The sequence below is a fragment of the Sinomonas sp. T428B genome, assembly GCF_056780155.1.
In genome coordinates, this window is sequence record NZ_JBRAZR010000001.1 from 2285844 (window position 1) to 2310253 (window position 24410).

Annotated in this window: 21 protein-coding genes and 3 tRNA genes; 5 read left to right on the forward strand and 19 right to left on the reverse strand. The window is 71.5% G+C overall.

All coding sequences use genetic code 11. The features are described from left to right. Nucleotides 1-9: 9 nt before the first annotated feature. From ACUYMY_RS10520 to ilvD, 19 genes are all read right to left on the reverse strand, one after another. Nucleotides 10-1635: a GTPase gene (locus tag ACUYMY_RS10520; RefSeq protein ID WP_481703507.1), complete on the reverse strand. Its 1626-nt coding sequence runs from the start codon at nt 1633-1635 to the stop codon at nt 10-12. Beyond that, on the reverse strand, nt 1632-3431 hold the full coding sequence (locus ACUYMY_RS10525; RefSeq protein ID WP_481703508.1) for a dynamin family protein: 1800 nt from the start codon (nt 3429-3431) through the stop codon (nt 1632-1634). The genes ACUYMY_RS10520 and ACUYMY_RS10525 overlap by 4 nt, the downstream gene beginning before the upstream one ends. Nucleotides 3432-3483: 52 nt before the next feature. Next, nucleotides 3484-3556: transfer RNA gene (locus ACUYMY_RS10530), tRNA-Glu, on the reverse strand. A 91-nt stretch (nt 3557-3647) separates the two neighbouring features. Continuing rightward, nucleotides 3648-3720: transfer RNA gene (locus tag ACUYMY_RS10535), tRNA-Glu, on the reverse strand. Nucleotides 3721-3791: 71 nt separating this feature from the next. Beyond that, nucleotides 3792-3863, reverse strand: a tRNA-Gln gene (locus tag ACUYMY_RS10540). A 160-nt stretch (nt 3864-4023) separates the two neighbouring features. Then, nucleotides 4024-4791 carry an HAD family hydrolase gene (locus ACUYMY_RS10545; protein ID WP_481703509.1) on the reverse strand — a complete coding sequence of 256 codons (768 nt, stop codon included), beginning with the start codon at nt 4789-4791 and terminating at the stop codon, nt 4024-4026. After that, the gene (gltX, locus tag ACUYMY_RS10550) at nt 4784-6316 is read right to left on the reverse strand and encodes a glutamate--tRNA ligase (protein WP_481703510.1); all 1533 of its coding nucleotides are present in this window, start codon (nt 6314-6316) and stop codon (nt 4784-4786) included. Before gltX ends, ACUYMY_RS10545 begins: the two co-directional genes overlap by 8 nt. Nucleotides 6317-6419: 103 nt before the next feature. Further along, on the reverse strand, nt 6420-7196 hold the full coding sequence (locus tag ACUYMY_RS10555) for a fumarylacetoacetate hydrolase family protein (protein ID WP_481703511.1): 777 nt from the start codon (nt 7194-7196) through the stop codon (nt 6420-6422). A 101-nt stretch (nt 7197-7297) separates the two neighbouring features. Then, nucleotides 7298-8383 (reverse strand): M14 family zinc carboxypeptidase, encoded by a 1086-nt coding sequence (locus ACUYMY_RS10560; RefSeq protein WP_481703512.1) that lies wholly within the window; start codon nt 8381-8383, stop codon nt 7298-7300. Nucleotides 8384-8577: 194 nt separating this feature from the next. After that, a complete protein-coding gene (locus ACUYMY_RS10565) occupies nt 8578-9690 on the reverse strand; it encodes a branched-chain amino acid aminotransferase (RefSeq protein ID WP_481703513.1) in 1113 nt (370 codons plus the stop codon). Nucleotides 9691-9810: 120 nt separating this feature from the next. Next, the gene (locus ACUYMY_RS10570; RefSeq protein ID WP_481703514.1) at nt 9811-10863 is read right to left on the reverse strand and encodes a 3-isopropylmalate dehydrogenase; all 1053 of its coding nucleotides are present in this window, start codon (nt 10861-10863) and stop codon (nt 9811-9813) included. Nucleotides 10864-10935: 72 nt separating this feature from the next. Next, nucleotides 10936-12045, reverse strand: coding sequence for a DNA glycosylase AlkZ-like family protein (locus ACUYMY_RS10575; RefSeq protein WP_481703515.1), 1110 nt, complete (start codon nt 12043-12045; stop codon nt 10936-10938). 354 nt (nt 12046-12399) lie between these two features. Then, nucleotides 12400-12996 (reverse strand): hypothetical protein, encoded by a 597-nt coding sequence (locus tag ACUYMY_RS10580; RefSeq protein ID WP_481703516.1) that lies wholly within the window; start codon nt 12994-12996, stop codon nt 12400-12402. 352 nt (nt 12997-13348) lie between these two features. Beyond that, the gene (gene metG / locus ACUYMY_RS10585) at nt 13349-14905 is read right to left on the reverse strand and encodes a methionine--tRNA ligase (RefSeq protein WP_481703517.1); all 1557 of its coding nucleotides are present in this window, start codon (nt 14903-14905) and stop codon (nt 13349-13351) included. 90 nt (nt 14906-14995) lie between these two features. Next, nucleotides 14996-16594: a phosphoglycerate dehydrogenase gene (serA, locus tag ACUYMY_RS10590; RefSeq protein ID WP_481703518.1), complete on the reverse strand. Its 1599-nt coding sequence runs from the start codon at nt 16592-16594 to the stop codon at nt 14996-14998. A gap of 109 nt (nt 16595-16703) precedes the next feature. Further along, entirely contained in the window at nt 16704-17729 is a 1026-nt protein-coding gene (gene ilvC / locus ACUYMY_RS10595) for a ketol-acid reductoisomerase (protein ID WP_481703519.1), read from the reverse strand. Between the two features lie 37 nt (nt 17730-17766). After that, nucleotides 17767-18279 carry an acetolactate synthase small subunit gene (gene ilvN, locus ACUYMY_RS10600; protein ID WP_077487636.1) on the reverse strand — a complete coding sequence of 171 codons (513 nt, stop codon included), beginning with the start codon at nt 18277-18279 and terminating at the stop codon, nt 17767-17769. Next, entirely contained in the window at nt 18280-20145 is a 1866-nt protein-coding gene (locus ACUYMY_RS10605) for an acetolactate synthase large subunit (RefSeq protein ID WP_481703520.1), read from the reverse strand. A gap of 334 nt (nt 20146-20479) precedes the next feature. Further along, nucleotides 20480-22204: a dihydroxy-acid dehydratase gene (gene ilvD, locus ACUYMY_RS10610; protein ID WP_481703521.1), complete on the reverse strand. Its 1725-nt coding sequence runs from the start codon at nt 22202-22204 to the stop codon at nt 20480-20482. A gap of 55 nt (nt 22205-22259) precedes the next feature. Here ilvD and ACUYMY_RS10615 point away from each other — a divergent pair, with 55 nt between their 5' ends. The 5 genes from ACUYMY_RS10615 (at nt 22260) to ACUYMY_RS10635 (ending at nt 24401) form a co-directional block, all read left to right on the forward strand. Next, nucleotides 22260-22739 (forward strand): hypothetical protein, encoded by a 480-nt coding sequence (locus ACUYMY_RS10615; RefSeq protein ID WP_481703522.1) that lies wholly within the window; start codon nt 22260-22262, stop codon nt 22737-22739. 118 nt (nt 22740-22857) lie between these two features. Beyond that, nucleotides 22858-22989: a hypothetical protein gene (locus ACUYMY_RS10620; protein WP_481703523.1), complete on the forward strand. Its 132-nt coding sequence runs from the start codon at nt 22858-22860 to the stop codon at nt 22987-22989. A gap of 123 nt (nt 22990-23112) precedes the next feature. Beyond that, nucleotides 23113-23334, forward strand: a complete 222-nt coding sequence (locus ACUYMY_RS10625; RefSeq protein ID WP_481703524.1) for a hypothetical protein — start codon at nt 23113-23115, stop codon at nt 23332-23334. Nucleotides 23335-23381: 47 nt separating this feature from the next. Next, nucleotides 23382-23537 (forward strand): hypothetical protein, encoded by a 156-nt coding sequence (locus ACUYMY_RS10630; protein WP_481703525.1) that lies wholly within the window; start codon nt 23382-23384, stop codon nt 23535-23537. Between the two features lie 33 nt (nt 23538-23570). Continuing rightward, nucleotides 23571-24401: a tyrosine-type recombinase/integrase gene (locus tag ACUYMY_RS10635; RefSeq protein ID WP_481703526.1), complete on the forward strand. Its 831-nt coding sequence runs from the start codon at nt 23571-23573 to the stop codon at nt 24399-24401. The last annotated feature ends 9 nt before the right edge of the window (nt 24402-24410 follow it).

Here is a 24410-nt window from a genome sequence, read left to right on the forward strand (position 1 = left end):
CGCCCGGGCTCAGTCCCGTGCCCGCGCGAGCGCCGCGGCGAACGCGCCATGCCGGGCGATCTCGCCGCGGACCGGCTCGACGACCTCGCGCTCCGCGACCGCGCCCACAGCCTCGGCGAGCCGGCGGCGGGCGCGGGCCGCGCGCCATCGTGCGCCCAGCGCCCCCACCGGAGCCAGCACGAGGGCAAGGAGGACCCCGGAGAGGACTCCCCCGGCGAGCAGGAGCGTCGGCATCGGCCAGCCCTCGACGCGCGGGACCTCGGGGACCGGCAGCTGGAGGTAGCCGAGGACGGCGAGGACGCCGAGCCAGCCCAGGCCGACGATCGCGGCGAGGAGCGCGAGCCATTGGAGCAGGTTCGCGGGGACCCACCACCACGAGCGCCGCGCTGCTCCCAGATCCGTGCCCGCGACGGCCTGGTCGAGCTCATCGGGGAGGCGCTCCCGCCCGTCGCGGGCCGCTGCCCGGATCGCAGCGCGCCACGGCCCCGGCGCGCCCTCGCTCGCGGCGTCGGCGAACTGGCGCACGGCCGCGTCCGTCCGCGCACGCTCGGCCGCGGAGGCAGGAGGGAGGGACGTGCGGACGACGTGCGCGGGATCGTCACGGCGCAGCCCGAGCCGCTGCAGCGGGTCGCGGCCCAGCCGCGCGGCCCAGCGCGTGAGCGGCCAGCCCGTCCGGCGCCCGGCCTCCCTGCGGTAGGAGCGCCGCACCGCCTCGGCGATGAGCGGCACCCGGGCGGCGGCGGCGAGCTCGTCCGCGAGCAGGCGGCGGGCGCCGGGCGTGACGCCGGCGGGGGTGCCCTCCCCGCTCGCCTCGGCGAGGGCAGCCGCGGCGGCGCGGGAATCCGCCTCGAGCCGCTCGGACGCCGCTCGCTTCGAGGCGACGACGCGGCGGATCGCCGCTCGCACCTCGCCGACGCCCTCGCCCGTCAGGGCCGAGGCGGCGATCACGCGGCGGGCTCCGTGCCCGTCGCCGAGGCCCTCGGCGGCGAGGAGGGCCCCGAGCGACTCGAGGACCGCGCCGCGCTCCCCCGGCGCGAGCCGGTCGGCCTGGTTCAGGACCGTGAGGGTCACGGCGCCGTGGCCGCCGAGCCGCCCCAGGAACCCGGAGTGCAGCGCGTCGTCGGCGTACTTCTGCGGGTCCAGGACCCAGACCATGACGTCGACCATGCCCACGAGCCGTTCGACCGTCTCCCGGTGCTCGCGGGCCGTCGAGTCGAAGTCGGGCAGGTCGAGCAGGATCAGGCCCGCCGAGGCGTCGGCGAGGCCGTCGACGGGCGCCGCCGCGTGCCGGTGCGGGACGTCGAGCCAGTCCAGGAGCGGGTCGCTGCCCTCTGTCCCCCACACGGCGGCGAGCGGCTCGCTCGTCGTCGGGCGCCGGGCGGCGACGCGCGCGACGTCGGCCCCGAGGACGGCGTTGAAGAGCGAGGACTTGCCGCTCCCGGTCGCGCCGAAGAAGCCGACGACAGTGTGCTCGGCCGAGAGCGAGCGGCGGGAGGCCGCACGGTCGAGGACCCCGTAGGCCTCGGCGAGGGGGGCCTCGGGCAGGACGCCCTCGGCGAGCCTCCGGGCCTCGTCGAGGGCCTCGAGCCGCCGGTCGAGGCGAGAACCCGCCCGCTCGGCGCGGTGCCGGCTCACGCTGTTTCCCCGAGGTCCCCGAGGCGGGCCACGCCGGCGGCGGCGCGGTGCAGGGCTTCGACCGCCTCGGCGGAGTCCACGGCGTCGAGGCGGCGGCCGAACCGGTCCCTCTCGGCGTCGAGGAGCCGACCGCAGCGGGCCGTGAGGTCCTCGCGGGCCGTCTGCGCGAGCCGGCGCACGGCGTCCTCGCCGAACACGGCTTCGAGGACCTTCTGGCCCACGACGGCGGTGCCCGCGGCGATGCCGCCCTCGGCGAGCGTCAGCCCGCCAGTCATCGAGAAGACGACGACCATGAGGGCGGCCCCGAGGCCGTTGACCCCAAACGAGAGCCAGCGCGCACGGGTGCGCCGGTCGGCGCCCTCGGCCCGGATGAGCTCCATGAGGTCCCCCTGCCAGGCCCGGATCTCCCGCGCTGCCTCGTCCTCGAAGCCGGGCGACACTCCGGAGAGGTCGTCGGCACCGAGCAGCGCGCGGCCGGCGGGCTCGGAGCGCCACCGCCTGTCGGCGTCCTCAGCGGCGGTCCCCGCCTCGTCGACGATGACGGCGAGCAGGCCCGTCTCGATGGCCGTCTCGACCGTGACGGCGGGCGGCGGCTGGCCGCGAAGGTACGCGCCGATCCGGTCCCGCACGCGGCCGATCCCCTCCTCGACGCCCCGGAGGAACTCCCCCGTGCCCACGAAGTCCTGCCAGCGCGCGAGGACCTCGCCGCGCAGGAGCGCGCCGTCGCGGGTCGCGGCCGTGATGCGCGCGAGCGCGTTGCCGTAGGCCGACTCGACGTCCTCCGCGAGCTGGGCCGCGAGGGCGCGCTGGGCAGCCCCGGCCTCCGCGACGCCCCGGGCGCGGGCCACGATCCCCTTCACGGCGCCGTCGAGGGTGCGGCGCGCGACGGCGGCCCGGGCCGACGCGTCGTCGGCGAGGCCTGTGAGCCACTCGCGCAGCGGCTCGACGGCCCCGGCGGGGAGCATGCCCATCGCGTCGAGGCGGGCCTCTCGGACGACGACGAGCCGCGCTCCGCCGAGGCCCTCGCGGGCGAGCATCGCCACGAGATCCTCGCGGACCTCGTCCTCGACCTCGGCGGGGACCCGGTCCAGGACGACCGCGACGGTGATGTCCCGGGAGGCGGCGTCGGCGAGGAGGCGCCAGGGGACGGCGTCGGCGTAGCGGTTGGCGGTCGTGACGAAGACCCAGAGGTCGGCCGCGGCGAGCAGCTGGCCCGCGAGACGGCGGTTGTCCGCAGAGACGGAGTCGATGTCGGGGGCGTCGAGCAAGGCCAGGCCGCGGGGCACGGCGTCCTCGGCGAGAAGCACGAGCGTGCCCATGGCCCCGGGGTCTGGGGCGGGACCCGCCTGGGCCGCGGGGCGCGGGGCTGCGGCGCGCTCCCCCCGCAGGCGGGCGAGGCCGGGCAGGATCCGGGTCCCCTCGAACCACGCGGCGTCGTCGGGATGGTGGACGAGGAGCGGCTGGCGCGTCGTCGGGCGCACGGCGCCCGCCCGGGTGACCGGGTGCCCCACGAGCGCGTTGACGAGGGTCGACTTGCCCGCACCGGTGGATCCGCCGACGACGGCGAGGAGCGGGGCATCCAAGCTTCTGTAGCGCGGGAGCACGTAGTCGTCGAGCTGGGCGATGGACGACGCCGCGTCCCGGCGCGCGTCGTCCGTGCCGGGCGCCGCGAGCGGCAGCCGGAGCGCGCCGAGCGCCTCGCGCAGCGCCTCGAGCCGCGCGAGCGTCCCGTCCCCGGGCGTCTGGCCTGCACCGGAGGGGCTCGTGTGAGAGTCCACACTCTCATCATGCCGCATGGCCCCAGACACAGCAGAAGGGCCCGGTCCGAAGACCGGGCCCTTCCCGAGGTGACCCCAGCGGGATTCGAACCCGCGTTACCGCCGTGAGAGGGCGGCGTACTAGGCCGCTATACGATGGGGCCTCGCACGTCCTGCCGCAGCAGGACTTCCCTTGATGGTCCCGCCCGAGAGCGGGCCATCCTGTGGCGGCGCCCCGTGTGGAGCGTCCAACCGTGACCCCAGCGGGATTCGAACCCGCGTTACCGCCGTGAGAGGGCGGCGTACTAGGCCGCTATACGATGGGGCCGTGGTACTTTACCGTTCGCCCGGACGCCATCCGGGCACACCTTCAGCCCCACAGGAGCGAAGCATCAGGAGCTGGGATACCAGGACTCGAACCTAGAATAACTGAACCAGAATCAGTCGTGTTGCCAATTACACCATATCCCACTGCATTCGAGGCCTTCTGCACCGCGTCCAGGTCCCTCAGGAATCCCGTTCGCAGTCCTTCCGTGCCCCTCAGCACGAGTAATTACTGTACCCGATGGTCCCCGCCCCGCCAAATCGCCCCGCTCGCTCCTCGCGACGCAGGCAAGACCCAGTCGAGCCGTCAGCCGAGGCCGATGAGACGGGGCAGCTCTGCGAGGCTGCTGACCTGCTCTGGGACGGACGAAGCCGTCTCGGCCGGCAGGACGGCGGCCCGCCGGTTGAGCCAGATGCCGCGGATGCCGGCCCCGGCCGCGCCGATGACGTCGTGGTCGGGATTGTCCCCGACGTAGACGGTCTCCTCGGCGTCCGTGCCGAGGCGCCGCAGGCCCTCGCGGAAGATGGCCGGGTCCGGCTTGGCCACCCCGACGGCATCGATTCCCACGAGCACCGCGATGCGGGACAGGCCCGCGTGGTCGAGCTTGGCGCGCTGGTAGTCGTGCACGTTGTTGCTCACGGCGCCGTAGGCGACGCCGGCCGCGTCGAGGGCGTCGAGGAGCGGCGCGACGTCGTCGAACGCCTGGACGTACGCCGGCTGGGCGGTCTCGTAGGCGCTGAGCCACGCGAGCGCGTCCTCGCCCGAACCGAACGCCGCCCCGAAGTGGGCGAGGCAGCGCTCGGCGCGGAGGACGCGCTGCTGGGCGAAGGTGATCTCGCCGTCGATGTACCGCGCGTAGATGTCGTCCGAGCCGCGCGTGAAGATGCGGCAGAACGTCACCCACTCGTCCTCGCCCAGGTGCGGCAGGAGCGGCCTCGAGACCTCGCGCAGGGCGCGGTCCATGGCGCCCTCGAGGTCCACGAGGGTCTCGTCGATGTCGAGGAGCACGCCGCGCACGCGGGGAACGACCACCGCGCCCACGGCGTCCTCGACGCGCAGGGCGTCCTCAGCCACGGAAGGCCTTGAGGCGCGCGAGCGAGGACTCCTTGCCGAGGATGACCATGGACTCGAAGAGCGGCGGCGAGACGCGTCGGCCGGAGACGGCCACGCGCACGGGGCCGAAGGCGAGCCGCGGCTTGATCCCGAGCCCGTCCACCAGCGCGGCCTTGAGCGCGGTCTGGATCGACTCGGCGGTCCAGTCCTCGAGCGGCTCGAGCGCGGCCAGGGCGGCGTCGAGCACCTCGGCGAGGTTCTCGGGCAGGCCCTTGCGCGCGTCGTCCGCGATCACGATCGCGTCGTCGTCGGCGAAGAGGAAGCCGAGCATCTCGGGCGCCTCGCCCAGGAGCGTGATGCGCTCCTGGATGAGCGGCGCGGCCTCGGCGAGGATCTCCTCCTCGCGCGGCGTGAGGGCCTCCCCAACGAGGCCGGCCGCCCGAAGGTACGGCACGAGGCGGTTGCGGAAGTCGTCGGCGCCGAGCATGCGCACATGCGTGCCGTTGATGGCCTCGGCCTTCTTCTGGTCGAACCGCGCCGGGTTGGGCAGGACGGAGGCGATGTCGAAGTGCGCGGTGAGCTGGTCGACCGTGAAGATGTCCTCGTCCGCCGAGAGCGACCAGCCGAGCAGGGCGAGGTAGTTCAGGAGGCCCTCGGGGATGAAGCCGCGGTCGCGGTGGTGGAACAGGTTCGACTGCGGGTCCCGCTTCGAGAGCTTCTTGTTCCCCTCGCCCATGACGTACGGGAGGTGGCCGAAGAGCGGCATGTAGCTCGCGACGCCGACGGCGTGCAGCGCGTGGTAGAGCGCGACCTGGCGCGGGGTCGAGGACAGGAGGTCCTCGCCGCGGAGCACGTGGGTGATGCCCATGAGCGCGTCGTCGACGGGGTTCACGAGCGTGTAGAGCGGCGAGCCGTCCGCGCGGACGACGACGAAGTCCGGCACGGTGCCGGCCCGGAAGCGGATCTCGCCGCGGATGAGGTCGTCGAAGACCACGTCCTCCTCCGGCATGCGGAAGCGCAGGACGGGCTCGCGGCCCTCGGCGCGGAAGGCCGCGACCTGCTCCGCCGTGAGGTCGCGGTCGGAGTTGTCGTAGCCGAGCTTCGGGTCGCGGCCGGCGGCCCTGTGGCGGGCCTCGATCTCCTCAGGCGTCGAGTAGGACTCGTAGAGGTAGCCCGCGTCCTTGAGCTTGGCCGCGACGTCCGCGTAGAGCTCGAGGCGGCGCGACTGGCGGTACGGCTCGTGCGGGCCGCCGACGTCGATGCCCTCGTCCCACGTCAGGCCGAGCCAGCGCAGCGCCTCGACGATCTGCTCGTAGCTCTCCTCGGTGTCGCGCTGGGCGTCCGTGTCCTCGATGCGGAACACGAACGTCCCGCCCGTGTGGCGAGCGTAGGCCCAGTTGAAGAGGGCCGTCCGGATCATGCCCACGTGCGGCGTGCCCGTCGGGGACGGGCAGAAGCGCACGCGCACGGGGGTGTCGGGCGTGACGGAGGGGATCTCGGAGGATGCAGCGGCGGGGGCAGCGTTGAACTCGGCGGAGGAAGTCATAGTGGCACCATTCTAGGGCGCGCACGACGGCGGGTGGCCGGGCCGCGCGGGCCGGGCACCCGCCGTCGTCCGCGCCGGCCCGACGCCCTGGGGAGCCCCAGGGCTACCGGCGGACGACAGGGTTCGAGAGCGTGCCGATGCCCTCGATCTCGACCTCGACCCGGTCCCCCTCGGAGACGAGGCCGACCCCGGCGGGGGTGCCGGTCATGATGACGTCGCCCGGCAGGAGCGTGAAGGCGGACGAGACGGCGGCGACGAGCTCGCGGACGCCGAAGATCATGTCCGCCGTCGTGCCGTCCTGCTTGACCTCGCCGTTGAGCCGGGTCACGAGGCGCAGGTCCTCCGTGTCGAGGTCGGTCTCGATCCACGGGCCGAGCGGGGCCGAGGTGTCGAAGGACTTCGCGCGGGCCCACTGGACGTCCGCGCGCTGCTTGTCGCGCGCCGTGAAGTCGTTGCCGACCGTGTAGCCGAAGATCACGTCGTCCGCCTTCTCGGCGGGCACGTCCTTGCAGATCCGGCCGATCACGACGCACAGCTCGCCCTCGTAGGAGACCTCCTCGCTCCACTCGGGCAGGACCACGGGGTCGCCCGGCCCGGCGACCGCGGTGTTGGCCACGAGGAACATGGCCGGCTCGGCGGGGACCTCGTTGCCGAGCTCCTTCGCGTGCTCGGCGTAGTTGCGGCCGATCCCCACGACCTTGCTGCGGGGGATGATCGGAGCGAGGAGCCGGACGTCCTCGAGCGGGTGGGTGACGCCGGTGGGCTCGACGCCGGCGAAGAAGGGGTCGCCCTTGATGACGGCGACCCGCTCCTGGCCGGGCTCCCCCTGCACGACGCCGTAGAAGGGTTCGGAGTCCAGGACACAACGGGCAATGCGCATGCCCCCTACCCTATCGCTGGGCCTCCCCAGGCGATGCCGGGTCGACGACGGCGCGTGCCCCGCGCGAGCGGGGACGCGCCGTCGCGTGTCGGGTGGGGCGGCTACTCGCCGTCGTCCTCCCCCGCCGCCCCCGGACGCGTGGTCTGCTCGGGCAGGGTGTCCCAGAAGGACACGTCCGCCGTCTCGACGGAACCGTCCGCGACCGCGCGCGCCGTCGCGGTGAGGGTCAGGACGGTCTGCTGGATGAGGTAGCCGTTGCTCTTCTGGCCGAGCGCGTAGGAGTCGATGTAGTGGTCCGACATGCCGCGCATCTCGAACAGGAGGGTCGAGATGCCGTACTGGTCGGCGATGCCGTTGCGGCCGATCGTGTTCGCGGTCCCGCCGACGTACTTGCCGAGGCTGCCCCACCCTGTCGGCTGGATCGCGCCGTAGACGACGGAGCCGAGGCGCTTCGAGCCCTCGACCACGGCAGGATCGACGCTCGGCGAGGTCGGGTAGAGGATCGAACCGGAGACGTACTCGCCGTTGACCTCGCTCTGGGTGCCCTGGTGGTGGAGGTCGACCATGTAGTCGACGCCGTACTTCGCGAGGACGTTCTCGTGCAGGGCCTGGGTCTCGGGCTGCTCCTTGGCCACGTGGTCCCGATTGAGGTCCACGTTGTTGGCGTTGTAGCGCGTGAGGTGCCGGTCGCCGTCGGCGACGTAGTCCTCGAGGCTGAAGTCGACGTCGCCCATGGCCCCGTCGGGGTTGAGCATCGGCACGACGAGGATGTTCGCGCCGTCGAGGATGCCCTTCGTGCTCGCGTTGCCGAGGGACTTGATGAAGGCCAGGGCGCCCTCGGTCGTGAGCTGCTCGTTGCCGTGCTGCTGGGTGAGGTACAGAATGGTCGGCTTCGAGGGGTCCGTGACGTACTTCGCGAGGTAGAGGTCCCGGCCCTTGACGGACTGGCCGATGACCTCGAGCTCGAGGCTCTCCTGCGCGGCGTCCTGCTTCTGCAGCTCCGCGACGAGCTCCTCGTACGTGTGCAGGATGGAGGTCTGGACCGACCCGTTCCCCGGGTTGGGGCCCTCTCCGACGGCGTGGGCGGCCGTGCTGGCGGCTCCGAGCCCGCCGACCGTGAGCAGGCCGGCGAGGACCGCCGCCGAGAGCCGGCGGGCGACGGGGTGGGTCAGGGTGTTCGTGTGCATGTGCTGTGCTGCCTTCCTGGCGGCGCCCTCGCCGCCCGTGGGGCATCCAGTGCGGATGCGCGTGACCCTTGTCACGCTACCATTCATGAAACGACACGTGCACAACAGACTCTGTCAACGCATGCCAGCCAATGCACGACGACGGCGCGCCCCCGGTAGCGGGGACGCGCCGTCGTGCGCTGTGCGGAAAGGGCTCAGGCGAGCTGCGTGAGCCAGCCGTGCAGGTCCTCGACCTCGCCGGTCTGGATCCCGAGGAGCTGCTCGCGGATGCTCATGGCGACGGACTCGCCCTCGAGCGGAGGGGTCACGAGCGAGCCGCCCGCGGTCTTGAGCTCGCCGATCGGGGTGATGACGGCGGCGGTGCCGCACGCGAACACCTCGCTGATCGTCCCGGCCTGGGCGGCCTCGCGCCACTCGTCGATGGTGATCTTCCGCTCCTGGACCGCGAGGCCGCGGTCGACGGCGAGCTGGAGGATGGAGTCCCGCGTCACGCCGTGGAGGATGTTGCCGTTGAGCGCCGGCGTGACGAGCGTGCCGTCCTTGAACACGAAGAAGACGTTCATGCCGCCGAGCTCCTCGACCGCGAAGTCGTTCGTCGGGTCGAGGAAGAGGACCTGCTTGCAGCCGTTGGCCTCTGCCTCGAGCTGGGCCGCGAGCGACGCCGCGTAGTTGCCGCCGCACTTGGCCTCGCCGGTGCCGCCGTGGCCGGCGCGCGCGTACTTCTCGGACAGCCAGATCGACACGGGCTTGAGCTCGCCGCCGAAGTAGTTCCCGGCCGGGGACGCGATGACCCGGTAGGAGACCTCGCGGGCGGGGCGCACGCCGAGGAACGCCTCGGTCGCGATCATGAACGGGCGCAGGTAGAGGGACTCGCCCTCGCCGTTCGGCACCCACTCCCTGTCCACCGAGACGAGCTGGCGGAGCGACTCGATGAAGAGCTCTGCCGGGAGCTCGGGGAGGGCCAGGCGGCGGGCGGAGCGGTTGAAGCGCGCGGCGTTCGCCTCGGGGCGGAACGACCAGACGGAGCCGTCCGCGTGGCGGTAGGCCTTGAGGCCCTCGAAGATCTCCTGCCCGTAGTGCAGTACGGCGGCTGCCGGGTCCATGGCGATGGGGCCGTACGGCTCGATCCGTGCATCGTGCCAGCCGCCCTTGCCCTCCGCGTCGACGGTGTAGTCGACGACCGCGGTGTGGTCCGTGAAGTGGTTGCCGAACCCCGGGTTCGCCAGGATGGCAGCACGCTCCTCAGCGCTTCTCGGGGTCTCCGAGAGGCGCTGCGAGAATTCCACGCCGAGGGCGTTCTGAGTCATGATTCCTCCACATCTTCCGAGCCGGGAAGCCGCTGGCACTCCCGCATCGGGGCTGTCAGTTCCTACAGCTTACGCCCGGGCTCCGCCCCACATGGGCGGCGGCGCCAGCGGCAGATACAACTAGAGGCGAGCCGCGATCGCGTCGCCGACCTGCGCCGTCGTGCGCTTCTGGCCGGGGGTGCGGGACTCGACGTCCGCCGTGACCGCCGCCTCGATCCTCGCCGCGGCCTCGGACTGGCCGACGTGGTCCAGGAGGAGGGCCGCGGAGAGGATGGCCGCGGTCGGGTCCGCCTTCTGCTGCCCGGCGATGTCCGGGGCCGAGCCGTGGACCGGCTCGAACATGGACGGCGCCGTGCGGTCGATGTTGATGTTGCCGCTCGCGGCGAGGCCGATGCCGCCCGTGACTGCGCCGGCGAGGTCCGTGAGGATGTCGCCGAAGAGGTTGTCGGTCACGATGACGTCGAACCGGGCCGGGTCGGTGACGAGGAAGATCGTCGCGGCGTCGACGTGCAGGTAGTCGTGCTCGACGCCGGGGAACTCGGCGGCGACGGCTTCGACCGTGCGCTTCCAGAGGTGGCCCGCGTAGACGAGGACGTTGTGCTTGTGGACGAGCGTGACCTTCTTGCGGCGGCCCTCGGCGCGGCGGAAGGCGTCACGGACGACGCGCTCGACGCCGTGCGCCGTGTTGACCGAGACCTCGGTGGCGATCTCGTGCGGGGTCCCGACGCGCAGCGCGCCGCCGTTGCCGGTGTACGGGCCCTCGGTGCCCTCGCGCACGACGACGAAGTCGATGTCGCCCGGGTTGGCGAGGGGGCTGCCGACGCCCGCGTAGAGCTTCGACGGCCGGAGGTTGACGCAGTGGTCGAGCGTGAAGCGCAGCTTGAGGAGCAGCTCCCGCTCGATGAGGCCCGAGGGGATCCGCGTGTCGCCGGGCGCCGCGCCGACGGCGCCGAAGAGGATCGCGTCGCGGCCGCGGATGTCGGCGAGCGTCTCGTCGGAGATCGTCTCCCCCGTCTCGAGCCAGTGCTGCGCGCCGAGGCTGTAGTGGGTCTCCTTGACATCGAGGTCCGTGCCCTCGAGGGCCTTGCGGAGGACCTTGAGGGCCTCGGCCGTCACTTCGGGGCCGATGCCGTCGCCGGGGATCACTGCGAGGTCGAGCTGCGTCTGCGTCATGGCCCTAGGATATCGGCGGCATCCACATGCTGGTCAGGTCGTCTCGAAGTGCGGACGGCCCGGTTCCGGCCATCAGACCTCGACGTGCTCGGGCGGGAGTCCGTTGGCCGCGGCGAGGCGGTCGACGGCGGCGGCCACCCGCCGTCGTTCCCCGCGGCCGAGCGAGGGGGCGAGCCGCGTCTCCACGGTGACGCGGTCCGCGTGCACGGTCCGCTTCCAGAGGCCGACGCGGGTCGCGTCGAGGACGACCCACCCCCACGAGGCCTCGACGCCCCCGACCGCCGGCGCATCCGCGAGCGACGGGAAGGTGACGAGCGGATAGCTGAGGACCGCTTCGTCGTAGACCGGGAGCAGGAAGGCCTCCGCCACCCGGGCTGCGGCCGGCGCCGCCGACGCTGCGGGCGAGAACCAGTGCGGGATCCCGTCGACCTGGACTTCCTCGAGGTCGCCGGAGGAGCGCGCAGCGGCGACGGCGGCCTTCGCGTCCGCGGCAGTGAGCGTGGCCCACCGCGCGAGATCCTTGGCCGAGGCGGGTCCATGGCCGGCGAAGAACCGCAGGCCCAGCCTGCCGAGGGAGGCCTCGCGCGAACCCGACATCCCGTCCGGGCTCGGCGTGTCCGGTCGCGCATCGATGAGGTCCGCAACCAGGCCGTACGTGTGCTCCCTGCCGCGGATCGGACCCCCGCAGATGAGGCCGCGCAGTTCGGCGATCATGAGCACGTGGCCGACCGCCTCCCCCGCCCCTGGCAGGCCGTGCGTTGCCATGAGCGCGCCGAGCTCCTTGCGGGTCGAGAGCCTTCCGCCCGCCAGCGCCGAACCGATGAGGTCGAGGGCGCGGTCGAGGTCGCGCGGCTCCGGCACGAACTTGCGCACATGGGCCATCTCCTTCGCCTCGACTCTGGGCGACGTGAGATCGAGCAGCCAGCGCAGGTCCTCCGCGGCGACGAAGTGCCACGTCTGGCGCAGGATGTGGGTCCGGACGAACGACCCAGTGTCCAGCTCGGCCCTGGCGGCGGCGATGGAGGGGACGCGCGAGCGGAGCACGAGGGACGACAGGGCGTGCTCACGCTCCTGGGCCTGGACCCCCAGCAGGAGCCGCACTGCGTCCCCGGCAGAGCCGAGGGGCTCGGCGGTGAGCCGCTGGGTCGCGAGGCGCTGCCGCACCGCGGCCGTCGAGTCCATGCCCCACAGGATAGAAGACTCCTCCCGCCAGGCCGCCGAAATGGGGGCGCGCACCGCCGAGATGGGGGTGTACGCCGCCGACATGGGGGCGTCGAAACCTCCTCCACAGCCCCACAGTTTCGGCCACCTTGTCCACATCCAGTGACAAGGACGCCGCAGGCCGAGGATCTCACGGGACACTCCGAGCATGGACCTCAATCTGGACCCGGACGCCCGCAGACGCCTTCACGCCCTTGCCAGCCACGCGCTGTCGCCCGTCCTCACGACGGCGGAGCTCCTCGCATGGGGCGTGGACAGGACCGGCATCCGTGGGCTGGTCGACTCCGGGGAACTGACCCGGCACGAGCGGGGGAACTATGCGCCCAACCTGTCCGGGACGCCGGATCCGATGATCGTGCGGATCTGCGCGCACAACGCCGCGGCGTCGGGCGAGTCCCATGTGTATACGCACACGTCTGCGGCACTGCTCTGGGGATTGTCGCTGTGGCGGGCCCGGCCGCTCGTGCATGTGGGCACGCGAGCCGCGCCGGCGAGACCGGGGTCCGCGACGATGTGGTCCGGCACAATCAGAGGATCCCGGATCGCGACATCCGCATCCACAACGGCATACGCGTCACGTCCCTCGAGCGGACCATCATCGACTGCGCGCGGCTCCTGCCCTTCGAGCTGGCCGTCATCGTCGCCGACTCTGGCCTGGCTCACGGCGCCGATGTCGGGGAACTCCGTCGGCTCGTCCTCGAGGGCAAGGGAACACGCGGGATCCGTCGCGTCCGCGAGGTCCTCACGGCCGCCGACGGCAGGTCCGAGTCCCCCGCCGAGACGCGCCTCAGGCTCCTCCTGGCCGAGTGGAATCTGCCGGAGCCGGAGCTTCAGCTCTGGATCACGACGGCGGGCGGGCGCGAGCGTGTGGACTTCGGCTGGGCGGAGCGGCGGCTCGTGATCGAAGTGCACGGCTTCGCGACGTACTTCGACTACGGCCCGCCGGACGCCAAGGTGGCCGCGCAGCAGGCACGGGAGGCCCGGCTCATCGCGGCTGGATGGCGGGTGCTGAACATCTACTGGCCGGAGCTCGACGACGTCGAGGCCCTGCGCGCGTTCCTCACGCCTCCCCACGGGCCCGACTCGGTCGCGTCGAGCGCCCCGAGCGGTGGCGGGGCCGGGGGCACGACGGCGAGCGGTCGCCGTCGTGTGTCCCCCACCTCGGCGGCACAAGCCCCCACCCCGGCGGTGCAGGCCCCGTCTCGGCGGCACAGGCCCCCACCTCGGCGGCAGAAACCCCCACCTCGGCGGGCGGGGGCCGAGGTCAGGCGCCGGCCGGCTCCTCGTACTTGGGGAAGATCGGCGCCGGGGCGGGCAGCTGGGTGCCCGGCGCGATCGGCGTGGCGAGGGCGGCGAACTGCCGCGCCTCCCCCTCGGGCTGGCCGAGGACCTCGAGGAGCGTCGCCGCCGAGCCCGGCATGACGGGCTGGACCAGGACCGCGACCTGCCGGACGACCTCGAGGGTGACGTACAGGACCGTCGCCATGCGGGCGGGGTCCGTCTTGCGCAGCACCCACGGCGCCTGGTCGGCGAAGTACGCATTCGTGTCGCCGAGAACGCCCCAGATGGCCTCGAGGGCGCGGGAGAACTCCTGCTTCTCGAACGCGGCGCGCGCGGCCGGAAGGAGCCCGGCGGCGGCGTCGAGGATGGCGCGGTCCGCCTGGGTGAACTCCCCCGGCTCGGGCACGACGCCGTCGAGGTTCTTCGCGACCATGGACAGGGAGCGCTGGGCGAGGTTGCCGAGGTTGTTCGCGAGGTCCGCGTTCATGCGGGACACGATCGCCTCGTGGTTGTAGGAGCCGTCGGCGCCGTACGGGACCTCGCGCAGCAGGAAGTAGCGCATCGTGTCGAGCCCGTACTGGCCGATCATGTCCCGCGGAGCCACGACGTTGCCGAGCGACTTCGACATCTTCACGCCGTTGTTCTGCAGGAAGCCGTGGATCATGACGCGCTTGGGCAGCTCGATCCCCGCACTCATGAGGAAGGCGGGCCAGTAGATCGCGTGGAAGCGCGAGATGTCCTTGCCGATGATGTGCACGTCCGCGGGCCAGTACTTCGTGAACTGCTCCGACTCGACGTCGGGGTAGCCGACGCCGGTCAGGTAGTTGGTGAGTGCGTCGACCCACACGTACATCACATGGTTCTCGGAGCCCGGGACGGGGACGCCCCAGTCGAAGGACGTGCGGGAGATCGAGAGGTCCTCGAGGCCGCGCCGCACGAACGAGATGACCTCGTTGAACCGGTAGGTCGGGGCCCCGAACTCTGGCTGGGCCTCGTAGAGCGCGAGGAGCTTGTCCTGGTACGCGGACAGCCGGAAGAAGTAGCTCTCCTCGGCGGTCCAGGTCAGCTCGGTGTCGGTCTCCTTCGAGTACCGGACGCCGTCGCGGACCACCGTGTCCTCCTCGGTGTAGAAGGCCTCGTCCCGCACGGAGTACCAGCCCTCGTACTTGGAGAGGTAGATGTCCCCGTTGGCCTCCATGCGCTTCCAGATGTCCTGGGCGGCGGCGTAGTGGTCCGCGTCGGTGGTGCGGATGAGGCGGTCGAAGGTCGTGCCGACGAGCTCGTGCACCTCTCGGTACACCTCCGCCTGGCGGTCCACGAACTCCTTGGGGGTGAGCCCGGCCTTCTGGGCGGTCTGGGCGATCTTGAGCCCGTGCTCATCCGTGCCCGTGAGGAAGAAGACGTCGTAGCCGTCGAGGCGCTTGAAGCGCGCCATCGCGTCCGCCGAGATGTACTCGTACGCGTGGCCGATGTGCGGCTCGCCGTTCGGGTACGTGATGGCGGTGGTGATGTAGAAGGGGGTCTTGGCAGTCGACGTCACCCTAAGAAATTACCGCAGTCCCGGGCACCGGCGTTAAAGACGACGGCGACCCCACCGCATGCGGTGGGGTCGCCGTCGTGCGCCGGGCCTTTAGTCCTCGAGGTCGATCTCGCGGACCACGGAGGCCCCGATCTCGCTCTTGACCGTCTCGAGGACATTCGACGGGATCGCCGAGTCGACGGTGAGCAGGGCCATGGCCTGGCCGGCGGCCTCGGAGCGGGCCACCTGCATGCCGGCGATGTTGATCTCGTTCATGCCGAGGATGTGGCCGATCGTGCCGATGACGCCGGGGCGGTCGGAGTAGAACATCACGACGAGGTGCTCCGTGACGGGGATCTCGACGTCGTAGCCGTTGATGCCGACGATCTTCTGGATCTGCTTGGGCCCGGTGAGCGTGCCGGCCACGGAGACCTGCGAGCCGTCCTGGAGCAGGCCGCGGATCGTGAGGACGTTGCGGTAGTCCTCGGCCTCGGTGGTCGTGAGCAGGCGCACGGCGACGCCGCGCTGCTCGGCGAGCACGGGGGCGTTGACGTAGGAGACGTTCTCCGACACGACGTCGGTGAAGACGCCCTTGAGCGCCGCGAGCTCGAGCGCCTTGACGTCGAGCGCGGCGATCTCGCCGGCGACCTCGACGTCGATCTGCGTGACCGACGACTCGTGGGCCAGGGCCGTGAAGACGCGGCCGAGCTTCTCGATGAGCGGGATGCCGGGGCGGACGTCGGGGGCGATGACGCCGCCTGCGACGTTGACGGCGTCGGGCACGAGCTCGCCCGCAAGGGCCAGCCGGACCGACTTCGCGACCGAGATGCCGGCCTTCTCCTGGGCCTCGTCCGTGGACGCGCCGAGGTGCGGGGTCACCACGACGTTGTCGTGGCCGAAGAACGGCAGGTCGGTGCTCGGCTCCTTCGCGAACACGTCGATGCCGGCGCCGGCGATCTCGCCCGCGTCGAGGGCCTCGGCGAGGGCCGTCTCGTCCACGAGGCCGCCGCGCGCGACGTTGACTACGTAGGCGCTGCGCTTCATCTTCGCGAAGGCGTCCTTGCCGAGCATGCCCACGGTCTCGGGGGTCTTGGGCATGTGGATCGTGATGAAGTCGCTCTGCTCGAGGAGCTCGTCGAGCGTGACGAGCTTGACGCCGAGATGGGCGGCACGCGCGGCGGTGACGTACGGGTCGTACGCGAGGATCTCCATCTCGAAGGCCTGCATGCGGGCGGCCACGAGCGCGCCGATGCGGCCGAGACCGATGACGCCGAGCTTCTTGTCCAGCAGCTCGGTGCCGGCGTACTTCGAGCGCTTCCACTCCCCGCCCTTGAGGGCGCTGTTGGCGGCGGGGATGTTGCGCGCGAGAGAGAGGATGTGCCCGCACGTGAGCTCGGCGGCGGAGACGATGTTCGAGGTCGGGGCGTTGACGACCATGACGCCGGCCTGGGTCGCGGCCTTGATGTCCACGTTGTCGAGTCCGACGCCCGCGCGGGCGACGATCTTGAGCTTGTTCGCGGCGGCGATGGCCTCGGCGTCGACCTGCGTCGCCGAGCGCACCAGGATCGCGTCGACGTCGGCGATCGCGGCGAGGAGCTGGGCGCGGTCGGCGCCGTCGGTGTGCCGGATCTCGAAGTCCGGGCCGAGGGCCTCGATGGTGGCAGGGGACAGTTCCTCGGCGAGGAGGACGACGGGCTTCTCGGTGCTCACTGGGGGGCCTCTCCAGTTTTCGGTTTCAGGGGATGAAAGATGCGAGGGGAAGGGGTGGACGACGGCGGGCGGCGGCGGGCACCACGTTCGCGCCCGCCGCCGTGCCCGGCTAGCGGGCTGCGGAGCCCTCGGTGTAGTCGGCGTCCTGCTGCTTCCAGGAGAAGTGGGAGCGCAGCGCGCGGCCCGTGGCCTCGATCGGGTGCTCCGCCTCCTTCTCGCGGAGCTCGAGGAACTCCTTGGCGCCGTTGTCCTGGTCGTCGATGAAGCGCTTGGCGAACGCGCCGGACTGGACGTCGGCGAGGATCTCCTTCATCGACTCCTTGACCGCGGGGGTCACGACGCGCGGGCCGGAGACGTAGTCGCCGTACTCGGCCGTGTCGGAGACGCTCCAGCGCTGCTTGGCGATGCCGCCCTCCCACATGAGGTCGACGATGAGCTTGAGCTCGTGGAGGACCTCGAAGTAGGCGATCTCCGGCTGGTAGCCGGCCTCGGTCAGCGTCTCGAAGCCCGCCTGGACGAGGTGGGAGACACCGCCGCAGAGCACGGCCTGCTCGCCGAAGAGGTCGGTCTCGGTCTCCTCGGTGAAGGTCGTCTTGATGACGCCCGCGCGGGTGCCGCCGATGGCCTTCGCATAGGACTTCGCGAGATCCCAGGCCTTGCCCGTGGCGTCCTGCTCGACGGCGATGATGTCCGGGATGCCGCGGCCCGCGACGTACTCGCGGCGAACCGTGTGGCCCGGAGCCTTCGGGGCGACGAGGATGACGTCGACGCCCGGCGCCGGCTTGATGTAGCCGAAGCGGATGTTGAAGCCGTGGCCGAAGACGATGGCGTCGCCATCCTTGAGGGCCGGGGCGATGTCCTCGGCGTACAGGTGGCGCTGCACCTGGTCCGGGGCGAGGATGACGACGACGTCGGCCTCCTCCGCGGCCTCGCGCGGGGTCAGGACGCGCAGGCCCTCCTCCTCGGCCTTCGGGCGGCTCTTGGAGCCCTCCTTGAGGCCGACGCGGACGTCGACGCCGGAGTCGCGCAGGTTGAGGGCGTGGGCGTGGCCCTGGCTGCCATAGCCGATGACGGCGACCTTCTTGCCCTGGATGATCGAAAGATCGGCGTCGTCGTCGTAGTAGAGCTCAGTCACTTGGTTTTCTCCTTGGCTGGGACTGGGAACTGGGGGGCTAGCTCGCGCGCAGGGCGCGGTCGCTCATGGACCGCGAGCCGCGGCCGACCGCAAGGGTGCCCGACTGGACGATCTCGCGGATCCCGAAGGGCTCGAGCACTCCCAGGAGCGCGTCGAGCTTCTCGGTGGTCCCCGTGGCCTCGACCACGAGGGAGTCGGTCGAGACGTCGACGATCGACGCCCGGAAGAGGTCGACGGCCTGCGTCACCTGGAGGCGCGTGACGGCGTCGGCGCGGACCTTGATGAGCACGTGGTCGCGCTGGACCGAGTTCTCGGGGACGAGCTCGACGATCTTGATGACGTTCACGAGCTTGTTCAGCTGCTTCGTGACCTGCTCGAGGAGGTCGCCCTCCGCGTCGACGACGACCGTGATGCGGGAGACGCCGTCCACTTCCGTCGGGCCGACGGCGAGCGAGTGGATGTTGAAGGCCCGGCGGGCGAAGAGGCCGGCGACGCGCGTCAGGACGCCCGGCTTGTCCTCAACCAGCACGGACAGGGTGTGGCGGGACACTCAGTCCTCCTCTTCCCAGTCGGGGGTGGAATTGCGGGCGACCTGGATCAGGTCGTTGCTCACGCCGGCGGGCACCATGGGCCACACCATCGCGTTGGGGCTCACGACGAAGTCGATCACGACCGGGCGGTCGTTGATCTCGAGCGCCTCCTTGATCACGGCGTCGATGTCCTCCTCGCGCTCGACGCGGAAGGACGCGCAGCCGTAGGCCTCGCCGAGCTTGACGAAGTCCGGGATGCGCACGGTCTCGTGGCCCGTGTGCAGGTCGGTGTTCGAGTAGCGGCCGTCGTAGAAGAGGGTCTGCCACTGGCGCACCATGCCCAGCGAGGAGTTGTTGATGACCGCGACCTTGATCGGGATGTTGTTCAGGGCGCAGGTCGCGAGCTCCTGGTTGGTCATCTGGAAGCAGCCGTCGCCGTCGATCGCCCACACGACGCGGTCCGGGTTGCCCACCTTGGCGCCCATGGCGGCCGGGACCGAGTAGCCCATCGTGCCGAGGCCGGCCGAGTTGAGCCATGCGTGCGGACGCTCGTACTGGATGAACTGCGCGGCCCACATCTGGTGCTGGCCGACGCCGGCGACGTAGACGCCCTCGGGGCCGGTGAGCTCGCCGATTCGCTTGATGACGCGCTGCGGGGCGATGAGCCCGTCCTCGGGCTCGGTCCACCCGAGCGGGTAGTCCTCGAGGAGGCGGCGCAGGAACGACCACCACGACTCCAGGTCGGGAGCGGCGCCGGACGCGCGGACGGCCTCGGTGAGCTCCGGGATGATCTCCTTGACCGAGCCCACGATCGGCACGTCAGCCGTGCGGTTCTTGGAGATCTCGGCGGGATCGATGTCGGCGTGGACGACCTTGGCGTTCGGCGCGAAGGTGCTCAGGACGCCGGTCACGCGATCGTCGAACCGGGCGCCGAGGGTGATGAGCAGGTCGGCCTGCTGGAGCGCCGTCACGGCCGCGACGCCACCGTGCATGCCGGGCATGCCGATGTGCTGCGGGTGCGAGTCGGGGAACGCGCCGCGCGCGGTGAGCGTCGTGACGACGGGGGCGCCCGTGGCCTCCGCGAGGGCGAGGAGCTCCGCCGAGGCGTGCGCCTTGACAATGCCGCCGCCCACGTACAGGACGGGCTTCGACGAGGCGGCGATGAGCCGGGCGGCCTCGCGCACCTGCTTGCTGTGGCCGCGGGTCACGGGGCGGTAGCCCGGCAGGTCGATCTTGGGCGGCCAGCTGAACGTCGTCTTGGCCTGCTGGGCGTCCTTCGTGATGTCCACGAGGACGGGCCCCGGGCGGCCGGTCGAGGCGAGGTGGAAGGCCTCGGCGAGCGTGCGCGGGATGTCCTCGGCCTTTGTGACGAGGAAGGAGTGCTTCGTGATGGGCATGGTGATGCCCACGATGTCCGCTTCCTGGAAGGCGTCCGAGCCGATGACCGCGCTCGAGACCTGGCCGGTGATTGCGACGAGGGGAACGGAGTCCATGTGCGCATCGGCGATCGCGGTCACCAGGTTGGTGGCTCCCGGTCCCGACGTCGCGATGCAGACTCCCACACGGCCGGTGACCATCGCATACCCCTGGGCAGCGTGGCCTGCGCCCTGCTCGTGGCGCACCAGCACGTGGTTGATCTTCGAAGCCATCAGAGGGTCGTAGGTCGGCAGGATCGCGCCGCCCGGAAGACCAAAGACATCGTCCACGCCCAGTTCCTCGAGCGAGCGGACAATTGCTTCAGATCCAGTCATCTCTGTGGGCTCAACGACGCGGTTGGGCCCCAGGACGGCAGAGGCAGAGTCGACGGTGTCGACAGAATCCGCGGCCTTGGCCGCGGACGGCTTCGAAGCCATCAGCGATGGGCTGATCGGCGTTCCTTTGCTCATCAGTCTCTTCCTTAGGATCTTCGTGGCGAAGTGCTGTGCTCAAATAAAAACAACCCCTGCAGCCTTGAGGCTTTGCGAGGGGTTGCGCGTGACAGATCGTGCCAGACGGGCTCAGTGAGCCACGCGCTTGGCAAGGACGACGACATCGAGCACCATGCCGGTCGGTTCGGTCTGCATGCCCACAGTCTTGCCGCTGGCCAGCAAGAGTGTCAATTTGCCCCAAGGGCGTCTCACATTGCGGACCCTCTTCCAGCACGTGAGACTGTGGGCCGATTTTCGGCCGCCGCTGCCCTCCTCGGCCGAGGGTCTTCAGCAGAGGGTCTTCAGCCGGCGGTCAGCCGACGACGGCGCCCTCGCTCGCCGAGTGCACGAGCTTGGCGTACTTCGCGAGCACGCCGCGGGTGTAGCGCGCCGGCAGCGGCTCCCAGCCCTCCCTGCGGCGCGCGAGCTCGGCGTCGTCGACCAGCAGGTCGAGGCGGCGCGCGGGGATGTCCACTCGAATGCGGTCGCCGTCGCGCACGAAGGCGATGGGGCCGGCGTCGACCGCCTCCGGCGCGACGTGGCCGATGCACAGCCCGGTCGTCCCGCCCGAGAAGCGGCCGTCGGTCAGCAGGAGGACGTCCCTGCCCAGGCCGGCGCCCTTGATCGCCCCGGTGATGGCGAGCATCTCGCGCATGCCGGGGCCGCCCTTGGGGCCCTCGTAGCGGATGACGACGACGTCCCCCGCCGTGATCTGCCCGGCGTCGAGCGCGTCGAGCGCGCCCTGCTCGCGTTCGAAGACGCGGGCCGTGCCCTCGAACACCTCGGCGTCGAAGCCCGCCGTCTTGACCACGGCGCCCTGCGGGGCGAGCGAGCCGTGCAGGATCGTGATGCCGCCGGTGGCGTGGATGGGGTTGTCCAGGGCCCGCAGGATCTTCCCGTCGAGGTCCGGCGGGTTGATGTCCGCGAGGTTCTCGGCGACAGTCCTGCCGGTGACGGTGAGGGCGTCGCCGTGCAGGAGCCCGGCGTCGAGCAGCGCGCGCATGATGACCGGCACGCCGCCGACGCGGTCGACGTCGTTCATGACGTAGCGGCCGAAGGGCTTGAGGTCGCCCAGATGGGGGATGCGGTCGCCGATGCGGTTGAAGTCCTCGAGCTCGAGCTCGACCTCCGCCTCGCGGGCGATCGCGAGCAGGTGGAGCACGGCGTTCGTGGAGCCGCCGAAGGCCATGGCGACCGCGATCGCGTTCTCGAACGCCTCGCGCGTGAGGATGTCGCGCGCGGTGATGCCGCTGCGCAGGAGGTTGACGACGGCCTCTCCGGAGCGGTGGGCGAACGCGTCCCGGCGGCGGTCCGCCGAGGGCGGGGCCGCGGATCCCGGGAGGGACATGCCGAGGGCCTCGGCCACGCTGGCCATGGTGTTTGCGGTGTACATGCCGCCGCACGCGCCCTCGCCCGGGCAGATCGCCCGCTCGATCCGGTCGAGGTCCCCCATCGACATCTTGCCGGCGGCGCACGCTCCGACCGCCTCGAAGGCGTCGATGAGCGTGACGTCCTTCTCGGTGCCGTCCTCGAGCTTGACCCAGCCGGGCATGATCGATCCGGCGTAGAGGAAGACGCTCGCGAGGTCGAGGCGGGCCGCGGCCATGAGCATGCCCGGGAGGGACTTGTCGCAGCCGGCCAGGAGCACCGAGCCGTCGATGCGCTCGGCCTGCATGACGGTCTCGACCGAGTCGGCGATGACCTCCCGCGAGACGAGGGAGAAGTGCATGCCCTCGTGGCCCATGGAGATGCCGTCGGAGACGGAGATGGTGCCGAACTGCATCGGGAACCCGCCCGCGGCGTGGACGCCCTCCTTGACCGCCTTGGCGAGCCGGTCGAGGGAGAGGTTGCAGGGGGTGATCTCGTTCCACGAGCTCGCGACGCCGATCTGCGGCTTGGCGAAGTCCTCGTCGCCGAAGCCGACCGCCCGCAGCATGCCCCGGGAGGGGGCTGCGTGGATGCCGTCCGTGACTGCTCGGCTGCGGGGCTTGACGTCGACGTCCGCGCGGGATCCTGTGGCCTGGCTCTCATCGGTCATGGGGCACAGTCTAGGACTGTCCGTAGACTGGGGGCGGCGAAAGGAGCCTCCCGGCGTGAGCAGCGACGCGAGCACAGCAGAGTCCAGCCTGCGGGACGCGGAGTCCGACGGCCTTCTGAAGGCCGCGCTCCATCGTGTCTTCGACGGCCAGATCCCGAACTACGGCGACTACAACCTCGTGTGCGCGACGGAGTGCGGGGGCACCGTCACAGGGCAGGTCCCCGGGGCTCCGGCGGCGCGGGGCCTCGTCCTCGGCTACCGGCGCCGGCCGGTCGAGCTCGTGCTCGCGCCCTTCGACCGGACGAGCCTCGCCCCCGCGGGCCAGCCCACGACGATCGACCTGACGAACCTCGCCTACGTCACGGTGGCCGGGCAGGGCGCATTCGACGTCGCCACGAGCACTGGGCGTGTCGTGACCTTCACGCTGCGCACCGAGTGCGCGCTCCCCCTCCCCGGAGCACCGGCGGGGGTGCTGGAGCAGGAGGACGACGCGGCCGACCTCGCCGCATTCCTCGAGGAGCTCGCCGGCCTGTAGCCACGTCCGGCCCGACATGCCGGATCTGCGCCGGCCGCGGTGGTGGACACGCCGAACGGCTCGTCGTTCAATGGCCTCATCCGCCTCCACCGGACGGGGGCCGCGCGAAGGAAACGCCATGGACTGGTTGCTCATTCTGATCTCGGCGTGCATCGCCCTCGCCCTCGGGACGTGGATGATCCTGCATGAGGACGGCTCGACGTCGCGCCGCGGGCGCCACCGGCTCCTCGCGGCCCGCAGGCCGGGCTGACAGACCAGGCTGACGGCCGGCAGGCCTGTTGGGCCCGCAGACCGGTTGGGCCCGCAGACCAGTTGAGCGGGGCCAGGAACGCCGAAGGGCTCCGGCATCAGCCGGAGCCCTTCGATCTCTTCGGTGCGCCCCCCGGGACTCGAACCCGGAACCCATTGGTTAACACCCGAGGCCCCCGAAGGCGAGGCCGACATCATCGCTTTCCCCGCCCAGGAGCCGGCAGACGCCCCCACGGAGCCCGAGGAGGACCTCGGCGAGGTCATCCCCCTCGCCCGGCGCCGCGAGGCCGCCAGCGAGCGCCTCAGCGCCGTCGTGCTCCCCCTCGAGCGGAAGGCGGCCCTCTGATGGCCGTCCTCGGCATGCCAGCACGCCGCGCCATCCACGAGCACGGCATGAGCACGAAGACGTACTCCCTCCGATTCTGGGAGGACGGGAGGTGGCACGGCGACCGATGCGGCTGCCCCGACGACCGCTGCATCGGCTACCACCACGACGCCGACGGGGACTGCAGCTGCCTCCCGGCCCTCCTGGCCGCTGATTCGGTTTGACCTTCAAGCTTGTTGTCGCCCTACGGTCAGGCCATGATTGTCGAACGCCCAGTGCCTGGGGGATGGGCGCCGGCTGCCACTGATTGGCTGTCCTGGCTCAGAGCCTCCAGCAAGCCACAGAACACCATCAAGCTCCGCCGCACGCAGCTGCGCCGCCTGGCCGAGGCGTATGCCGAGCGGAGTCCCTTCGACCTGAGCACGGACGAGCTCGCGGCCTGGCTCGGCTCGCACCAGTGGGCCGCCGAGACGCTGCGCAGCCACCGCGCCATGCTCCGGTCCTTCTACAGCTGGGGGCACAGCACCGGGCGCGCCGACTCGAACCCGGCCGCGCTGCTGCCCAGCGTCCGGCCGAGGATCGGCCGGCCACGCCCCGCGCCGGAGATCGTGATCCGCACCGCGAGGCTCGCGGCCGACGAGCGCGACGAGCTCATGATCCGGCTCGCGGCCGAGGCGGGCCTGCGCTGCTGCGAGATCTGCAAGGTCCACACCGACGACGTCGAACCCGACGCCTTCGACGGGCACACCCTGCGAGTCGTCGGCAAGGGCGACCGCGTCCGTGTCGTGCCTCTCTCCCCCGGTCTCGCCGCGCAGCTGCTGGCCCGCGAGCGCGGCTGGATCTTCCCGGGGAGGATCGACGGGCACCTGTCCTCGGCGTACGTCTCAAAGCTGCTCTCCGCGGCACTGCCGGGCACGTACACGGGGCACACGCTGCGGCACCGCTTCGCCTCCGTGGCTTACTCGGCCGAGCGCGACCTGCTCGCCGTCCAGGAGCTGCTGGGGCATTCGATGCCAGAGACCACGCGGCGCTACACCGCCATCCCCACCAACGCGCTGCGCAATGCCGTCCTCGCGGCCGCGTCGTGACCTACGATT